This is a genomic window from Colwellia sp. 6_MG-2023 (assembly GCF_030547765.1).
GTDB lineage: Bacteria > Pseudomonadota > Gammaproteobacteria > Enterobacterales > Alteromonadaceae > Colwellia.
On record NZ_JAUOPP010000019.1, the window covers coordinates 90,156 to 98,686 of the forward strand.

Annotated in this window: 6 protein-coding genes; 5 read left to right on the forward strand and 1 reads right to left on the reverse strand. The window is 37.9% G+C overall.

The window, feature by feature from the left end; all coding sequences use genetic code 11:
• Nucleotides 1-3 precede the first annotated feature (3 nt).
• The 5 genes from Q4503_RS12885 (at nt 4) to sucD (ending at nt 7,538) form a co-directional block, all read left to right on the forward strand.
• Nucleotides 4-711, forward strand: coding sequence for a succinate dehydrogenase iron-sulfur subunit (locus tag Q4503_RS12885; protein WP_215973854.1), 708 nt, complete (start codon nt 4-6; stop codon nt 709-711).
• A 170-nt stretch (nt 712-881) separates the two neighbouring features.
• The gene (locus tag Q4503_RS12890; RefSeq protein WP_215973855.1) at nt 882-3,683 is read left to right on the forward strand and encodes a 2-oxoglutarate dehydrogenase E1 component; all 2,802 of its coding nucleotides are present in this window, start codon (nt 882-884) and stop codon (nt 3,681-3,683) included.
• A gap of 145 nt (nt 3,684-3,828) precedes the next feature.
• Nucleotides 3,829-5,307 (forward strand): 2-oxoglutarate dehydrogenase complex dihydrolipoyllysine-residue succinyltransferase, encoded by a 1,479-nt coding sequence (gene odhB, locus Q4503_RS12895; protein ID WP_303602517.1) that lies wholly within the window; start codon nt 3,829-3,831, stop codon nt 5,305-5,307.
• A gap of 192 nt (nt 5,308-5,499) precedes the next feature.
• On the forward strand, nt 5,500-6,666 hold the full coding sequence (gene sucC, locus Q4503_RS12900; RefSeq protein ID WP_159820897.1) for an ADP-forming succinate--CoA ligase subunit beta: 1,167 nt from the start codon (nt 5,500-5,502) through the stop codon (nt 6,664-6,666).
• Nucleotides 6,666-7,538, forward strand: a complete 873-nt coding sequence (sucD, locus tag Q4503_RS12905) for a succinate--CoA ligase subunit alpha (RefSeq protein WP_215973857.1) — start codon at nt 6,666-6,668, stop codon at nt 7,536-7,538. Before sucC ends, sucD begins: the two co-directional genes overlap by 1 nt.
• Nucleotides 7,539-7,595: 57 nt before the next feature.
• On the opposite strand, the gene Q4503_RS12910 is transcribed toward sucD, so the two are convergent.
• Nucleotides 7,596-8,276: a hypothetical protein gene (locus Q4503_RS12910; RefSeq protein WP_303602518.1), complete on the reverse strand. Its 681-nt coding sequence runs from the start codon at nt 8,274-8,276 to the stop codon at nt 7,596-7,598.
• Nucleotides 8,277-8,531 lie beyond the last annotated feature (255 nt).

Genomic DNA, 8,531 nt, shown 5'->3' on the forward strand with positions numbered 1-8,531 from the left:
GGTATGAAACAGTTATTTTCGATTTACCGTTATAATCCTGATGTAGATGCTCAGCCATACATGAAAGAGTATGAGTTAGAAATTCCTGACGGCTCTGATTTAATGGTACTTGATGCACTTATTCTGTTAAAAGAAAAAGATACAAGCTTATCATTCCGTCGTTCATGTCGTGAAGGTGTTTGTGGTTCAGATGGTTTAAACATGAATGGTAAAAATGGCTTAGCTTGTATTACGCCATTATCAGAGTTAAAGTCTAGTAAAATTATTTTACGTCCTTTACCTGGTTTACCGGTAGTACGTGATTTAATTATTGATATGAGCCAGTTTTACGCGCAATATGAAAAGATTAAACCGTATTTAATTAACGATGCTCAACAACCAGCGCGTGAAAATATACAAACTATTGAAGAACGTGATAAATTAGATGGTCTTTATGAGTGTATTTTATGTGCTTGTTGTTCTACATCTTGTCCGTCTTTCTGGTGGAATCCTGATAAATTTATCGGACCTGCAGGCTTATTACATGCTTATCGCTTTTTAATTGATAGCCGTGATACTGCTACAGAAGAACGTTTAGATGGTTTACAAGATGCATATAGTGTATTCCGTTGTCATGGCATAATGAACTGTGTTGATGTTTGTCCAAAAGGATTAAACCCAACTAAAGCCATTGGCCATATTAAATCTATGCTATTAAGTCGTGCTGTTTAACTGCTTAAATTAACGTATAGTGGTAATAGTTAGCTTTAACGTTAACTATTACCCGTTATAAAGTTTTTTATGTATTTTCTTGAATAAATACGTAATATTACAATTTAACCGTAATCGTATTTTATAACGCGATTATTTATTTTTTGCTTTACCCCAGCAAGGAAAAGGCAATGCCAGAAGGTGTAATGAAGGCTTGGCTAGAGTCTTCCCACTTAAACGGTGGCAACATCGTTTATATTGAAGAATTGTACGAATCATACCTAGATAACTCTGCCTCTGTATCTGCAGAATGGCGAGAAATCTTTTCAGAACTTCCTAAAGTTGAAGGTAGTGATGTGGAATATCGCCACAGCGCTATACGCGAAGAGTTTAAAGTTTTAGCTAAACAACAAAAAAAACAAGTTGTTACGAGTGGCGGCGACGCCAAGCAAGTTAAAGTTTTACAACTTATCAATGCTTTTAGAGTTCGTGGTCATCAAAACGCCAATCTAGATCCATTAGGATTATGGCAACGTGATAAAGTCCGTGATTTACAGCTTTCTCATCATGACCTATCAGAAAATGATTTCGACAAAGAATATAATGTCGGCTCATTAGATGTTGGTCAAGACTCAATGAAGTTAGGTGAGTTATACAAAGTGCTGAAAAAAACCTATTGTGGTTCAGTTGGCGCAGAGTATATGCACATTACTTCAACAGATGAAAAACGTTGGTTACAAAATCGTTTAGAATCTGTACAGTCTGTACCGAAGTTATCGGTTGATGAAAAAACTGAAATTCTAAAAGGCTTGATTGCAGCTGATGGCTTAGAAAAATATCTAGGTGCTAAATTTCCAGGTGCTAAACGCTTTTCTCTAGAAGGCGGTGATGCACTTGTTCCTATGTTGAAGGAACTTATTACTCGTGCTGGCGCTGCTGGTACGAAAGAAGTAATAATGGGTATGGCTCATCGTGGCCGTTTAAATGTTTTAGTTAACGTTATGGGCAAAAACCCATCAAAATTATTTGATGAGTTTGGCGGAAAGCACGACGGAATATTAGGCTCAGGTGATGTTAAGTATCATCAAGGCTATTCTTCTGATTTTGTTACCCCTGGTGGTAATGTGCATTTAGCGTTAGCGTTTAACCCTTCTCATCTTGAAATTGTAAACCCTGTTGTTATTGGTAGCGTAAGAGCACGTTTAGATAGACGTGGCGGCAACCAAGGTGACTTAGTTTTACCTATTACCATTCATGGTGATTCTGCTATTGCAGGTCAAGGTGTTGTACAAGAAACCTTTAATATGTCGCAAGCGCGTGCATTTAAAGTAGGTGGTACTGTACGTATTGTAGTTAATAACCAAGTAGGTTTTACTACTTCAAAAGAACAAGATACTCGTTCAGGTGAATACTGTACAGAAATTGCTAAAATGGTTCAGGCACCAATTCTTCATGTTAATGGTGATGATCCAGAAGCGGTAATTTTAGCAACACAAATAGCATTAGATTACCGTAATGAATTTAAACGTGATGTTGTTATCGATTTAGTTTGTTACCGTCGTCATGGTCATAATGAAGCTGATGAGCCAAGTGCTACACAGCCATTAATGTATAAAATTGTTAAAAAGCATGCCACGCCACGTCAATTATATGCAGATAAATTGATCGCTGAAGGTAGCTTAAACAAAAATAAAATTGATGAGTTAACGTCATACTATCGAAAATTGCTTGATGAAGGTCAATGTACTGTAGAGCAATGGCGTCCAATGACTGCACATTCAGTTGACTGGACACCTTATCTTGGTCATGAGTGGGATGATGACTACGATACTGAAGTTAGCGTTGATAAGTTGAAAGAACTAGCTGTTAAGGTTTCTTCTTATCCTGAAGATCACCCAGTACATTCTCGTGTTAAAAAGATCTACGATGATCGCATGAAAATGGCAACAGGTGAAAAGTTAATAGATTGGGGGATGGCTGAAAATATCGCTTATGCTTCTATTGTTGACTCAGGACAAAGAGTTCGTATTACAGGACAAGATTCAGGCCGTGGTACTTTCTTCCATCGTCATGCTGTTTTACATAACCAAGAAGATGCGTCGACTTATTTACCGTTACAAAATATCCGTGAAGGCCAAGGTCCTTTTGATGTACATGATTCAGTATTATCAGAAGTGTCAGTGTTAGCGTTTGAATATGGCTACACGACAGCTGAACCAGCCGGTTTAACTATTTGGGAAGCACAATTTGGTGATTTTGCTAACTGTGCACAAGTAGTTTTCGATCAGTTTATTAGTTCAGGTGAACAAAAATGGGGTCGTTTATGTGGTTTAACTATGTTATTGCCACATGGCTACGAAGGACAAGGTCCTGAGCATTCATCAGCCCGTTTAGAGCGTTTCTTACAACTTTGTGCTGATCACAATATGCAAGTATGTGTGCCATCAACACCTGCGCAAGTATTTAATATGCTGCGTCGTCAAGTTGTTCGTCCAATGCGTCGTCCATTAGTTGTAATGTCACCTAAATCATTATTACGTCATCCATTAGCAGTATCTTCTATGGAAGAGCTTGCTACAGGTGAATTTAAAAATGTAATCGGTGAAATAGACGAGTTAGATCCGAAGGCAGTAGAGCGTGTTGTATTCTGTAGTGGTAAGGTTTATTACGAACTACTTGAACAACGTCGTAAAAATGAGTTAAATAATATTGCAATTGTTCGTATAGAACAGCTATATCCATTCCCAGAGAAAGAGCTTAAAGATGCGATTAAAGATTATCAGCATGTGAAGCAATTTGTTTGGTGTCAGGAAGAGCCGCAAAACCAAGGTGCTTGGTACTGTTCGCAACATCACTTTAGAGCAGCTATCCCTGATGCAACTTATTTAAGTTATGCTGGACGTAATGCTTCTGCAGCCCCAGCGGTAGGTTATATGGCTTTACATGTAAAAGAACAACAAGCGCTTGTCACTCAAGCGTTAACATTGGACTAACATTAGTGAATAACAAGCGCTTGTCACTCAAGCGCTAATGTTAGATAAAATTAGATTAACTATTGAGTGCATTAGCTTCTGCTTACTCTGTTTAAAAAGATAAGTAACAGTGAAGTGCTAAAAAGTTTGTAAGGAATAAAATAAAATGACAACCGAAATCAAAGTTCCGGTATTACCTGAATCAGTTGCAGATGCAACAGTTGCTACTTGGCATGTACAAGTAGGTGAAAAATTTAGCCGTGATCAAGTATTAGTAGATATTGAAACTGATAAAGTAGTTCTTGAAGTGCCAGCAACAGCTGATGGTGTTTTAACGGATATCAGCCAAATTGAAGGTGCTACTGTATTAGGCGAGCAAGTTATTGGTACATACTCTGAAGGTGGTGCAGAAGCTGCAGCGCCTAAAGCAGATGCGGCTCCAGCTCCAGCAGCTAGTAATGGTGGCGGTGCAGCTAAAGTAATTGATATTGTTGTACCAGTTTTACCTGAATCGGTAGCTGATGCGACGGTAGCCACTTGGCATGTAGCTGAAGGCGATACTGTATCAGTTGACCAAAATCTTGTTGATATTGAAACTGATAAAGTAGTGCTAGAAGTTGTAGCGCAAGACAATGGTGTTATTGGTAAAATAATCCATGTTGAAGGTGATACTGTATTAGGTGCACAAAAAATTGGTGAACTAAATGCTGGCGCAGCAGCTAGCACTACAGCTACAGCAACGCCTGATGAAGCGGTAAGTTCTGATGAACTAGCTAGCCCATCTGTTCGTCGTTTAATGACTGAAAAAGGTTTATCAGCAAACGATGTTACTGGTTCAGGTAAAGGTGGACGTATCTCTAAAGAAGATGTTGAAGCAGCACTTGCAGCGAAGAACACAGCAGCAGCACCTGCAAAAGCAGCACCTGTAGCACAAGACCTTGGTGAGCGTAGTCAAAAACGTGTACCAATGACACGTCTACGTAAAACAATTGCAACGCGTTTATTAGAAGCGAAAAATTCAACAGCTATGTTAACAACGTTCAACGAAGTTAACATGAAGCCAATTATGGATTTACGTAAGCAATATAAAGATATTTTCGAGAAAACGCATGATACACGTTTAGGCTTTATGTCTTTTTACGTAAAAGCAGTAACAGAAGCACTTAAACGTTACCCTGCTGTAAATGCATCAATTGATGGTGATGATATTGTTTATCATAACTTCTTCGATATCTCTATTGCTGTTTCTACTCCTCGTGGTTTAGTTACACCAGTATTACGTGATTCAGACCAATTAAGCATGGCTGGTATCGAAAATGGTATCCGCGACTTAGCGCTTAAAGGTCGTGATGGCAAGCTTTCAATGGCAGACATGACGGGTGGTAACTTTACCATTACTAATGGCGGCGTATTTGGTTCATTGCTTTCTACACCAATTCTAAACCTACCACAAGCAGCTATTTTGGGCATGCATAAGATCCAAGATAGACCTATGGCGGTTGATGGAAAAGTTGAAATACTTCCTATGATGTATTTAGCTCTTTCATATGATCATCGCTTGATTGATGGTAAAGAATCAGTTGGTTTCTTAGTGACTATTAAAGAGTTACTTGAAGATCCAGCTCGTTTACTTTTAGATGTATAGATATTAGCTATATGTTTTTGAGTAACGAAAACAGTAATTAAGTAGACTATAGTATTAGCTCTTTTGACTACCGTCATTAGAGCTTTTGTATTATAATTAGTCGACTTTTCCTTGGCTTTTGTAAATTTTTATAATTTTAATAAATAAAAAAGTTTCAATAGCTTTCATTTACAGATAAATGGATAAAACACCATGAATTTGCACGAATATCAAGCGAAACAATTATTCGCTGAATATGGGTTACCAGTTTCTGAAGGTTTCGCTTGCGATACACCTCAAGAAGCTGCAGAGGCTGCTGATAAAATTGGCGGCACTATGTGGGTTGTTAAAACTCAAGTACACGCGGGGGGACGCGGCAAAGCTGGTGGTGTTAAACTAGTTAAATCTAAAGACGAAATTAAAGATTTCGCTCAAAACTGGTTAGGTAAGAATTTAGTTACTTACCAAACAGACGAAAATGGACAGCCGGTTGCTAAAATATTAGTAGAAAGCTGTACAGATATCGCTAACGAATTATACCTTGGTGCTGTTGTTGATCGCGCAAGTCGTAAAGTAGTATTTATGGCGTCTACTGAAGGCGGTGTTGATATTGAGAAGATTGCTGAAGAAACTCCAGAGTTAATTCACCAAGCTGAAATCGATCCACTTGTTGGCGCACAACCATACCAAGCTCGCGAATTAGGTTTCAAGTTAGGTTTAAACCCTACACAAATGAAGCAATTTGTTAAGATCTTTTTAGGTCTAGCTAAAATGTTTGAAGACTTTGATTTCGCCTTATTAGAAATCAACCCGTTAGTTATTACTGACGAAGGTAATCTTCATTGTTTAGATGGTAAAATTGGTATTGATGGTAATGCTTTATACCGTCAACCTAAAATGCGTGCTTTCCACGATCCATCTCAAGAAGATGAACGTGAAGCGCATGCTGCAAGATATGAATTAAACTATGTAGCTTTAGATGGCAACGTAGGTTGTATGGTTAACGGTGCAGGCCTAGCAATGGGTACTATGGATATCGTTAACTTACACGGCGGCAAGCCAGCTAACTTCTTAGATGTTGGTGGTGGTGCTACTAAAGAGCGTGTTTCTGAAGCATTTAAAATCATTCTTTCTGACGACAACGTTAAAGCGGTTTTAGTTAACATCTTTGGTGGCATCGTTCGTTGTGACATGATTGCTGAAGGTATTATCGGCGCGGTTAAAGAAGTAGGCGTTAAAGTTCCTGTTGTTGTACGTTTAGAAGGTACTAATGCTGAATTAGGTCGTGAAGTTCTTAAAAATTCTGGCTTAGACATCATTGCTGCTGAATCATTAACTGATGCAGCAACAAAAGTTGTAGCAGCTGCGGAGGGCAAATAATGTCTGTATTAATTAACAAAGATACTAAAGTTATCTGTCAAGGTTTCACTGGTGGTCAAGGTACTTTCCATTCAGAACAAGCTCTTGAGTACGGTACACAAATGGTTGGTGGCGTAAGCCCAGGTAAAGGCGGTCAAACGCATTTAGGCCTACCAGTATTTAACACAGTACGTGATGCAGTAGAAGCAACTGGCGCAACAGCAACAGTTATCTATGTTCCTGCTCCGTTCTGTAAAGATGCTATTTTAGAAGCTATTGATGCAGGCATCGAGCTTATCGTTACTATCACTGAAGGTATTCCAACTTTAGATATGGTTGACGTTAAAGCTAAGCTTGAGCAATCAGGCGTTCGTATGATTGGTCCTAACTGTCCTGGTGTTATTACTCCGGGCGAGACTAAGATTGGTATCATGCCTGGTCACATTCATAAGCCTGGTAAAGTAGGTATTGTTTCACGTTCTGGTACATTAACGTACGAAGCCGTTAAACAAACTACTGATGCTGGTTTTGGCCAATCTACTTGTGTAGGTATTGGTGGTGACCCTATCCCAGGTACTAACTTCATCGACGTTTTAGAAATGTTCCAAAACGATCCACAAACTGAAGCAATTGTAATGATTGGTGAAATTGGTGGTACTGCTGAAGAAGAAGCAGCGGAATATATCAAAGCTAATGTTACTAAACCTGTTGTATCTTACATTGCTGGTGTTACTGCACCAGAAGGTAAGCGTATGGGTCATGCTGGCGCAATTATCGCTGGCGGTAAAGGTACTGCTGATGAAAAATTTGCAGCATTAGAAGCGGCTGGTGTTAAAACTGTTCGTTCTTTAGCTGAAATTGGTAATGCACTTAAAGAGAAAACAGGTTGGTAGTCAGCTTTTGATTGCAAACAGTTATTCTTAATAAAAACCCGCTGCTAGCGGGTTTTTTTATTTTAAAGCAGCTAACTCTTTCTGCTTAGCATTCTTGATTTGAGTATATAAATCTAGGAGTTTTGGTATTAATTTGTCGTGAGTATCAATAATGAGTTCTTTAACATTTTGATTTGTTACTTCTATTATTTCCTTTTTATTTTCATATGAAAAAGGATCAAACGTAAGTGCATATCCATTATTTTTAATACGAATAAGGTGTTTATGCTTTATTGTATTTGATAGCTTTTTTAATTTTAAAAACAACTCATCATTATACATAAGATTGAGAGACTTAAAAAATGGTTGTGGCTTAAACTGCTTTATAAAATCCCAGTACCAGCCAACCTTATTATCTTCAATTGTCTGATTAACAGTAAAAATAATATTTAGAGCGTATGGTAATGAATCAATAACTGCGTGTAGATTTTGTATGAAAGCATAGGTACTTGCTTCGAATATTGTTCTTGAACTAATACAATTGGGGTGATGTTTTGGTGTTAATTCGAGAAGTAAATCATCCTTAGTGCTGAAGTCTATAAATTCTTTAAAATAATATTCGCAGTAATCGAGCCTTTTTTGTATAGATTGTAATGCTAAATTTAGACTATGAATTTCGACAGAATCATCAGTTTTTAATTCTTCTTTTTTGAGATTAAGTAAGTCTTTTATATCCAACTTGTTTTTATAACTTTCCATACAATTTCCATATGTATATTTTATAAAACAATAACATAAAAAGCTTAATTTGAATAAGTTTCGTATTTCATTTTTTATCTTTTATGTGGTTGTTATATTGTCGGTGTGCCGACAGCACCCAAAGGGATACTGCCTCCGGCATCCCTCTGGACTCCCTCGGAGCTGCTAATCAAGTGTAATCCTCCATTCAAGGTAATATCTTCGACGTAACAGCGCTGAACGGGCATCCATGCCCTACATCGCTTTGTTCATCAT

Excerpts from the sequence above, each read along its gene's own strand:
- Q4503_RS12885 (WP_215973854.1), top strand. The coding sequence starts at position 4 with ATGAAACAGTTATTTTCGATTTACCGTTATAATCCTGATGTAGATGCT.
- Q4503_RS12890 (WP_215973855.1), top strand. The coding sequence starts at position 882 with ATGCCAGAAGGTGTAATGAAGGCTTGGCTAGAGTCTTCCCACTTAAAC.
- odhB (WP_303602517.1), top strand. The coding sequence starts at position 3,829 with ATGACAACCGAAATCAAAGTTCCGGTATTACCTGAATCAGTTGCAGAT.
- sucC (WP_159820897.1), top strand. The coding sequence starts at position 5,500 with ATGAATTTGCACGAATATCAAGCGAAACAATTATTCGCTGAATATGGG.
- sucD (WP_215973857.1), top strand. The coding sequence starts at position 6,666 with ATGTCTGTATTAATTAACAAAGATACTAAAGTTATCTGTCAAGGTTTC.
- Q4503_RS12910 (WP_303602518.1), bottom strand. The coding sequence starts at position 8,276 with ATGGAAAGTTATAAAAACAAGTTGGATATAAAAGACTTACTTAATCTC.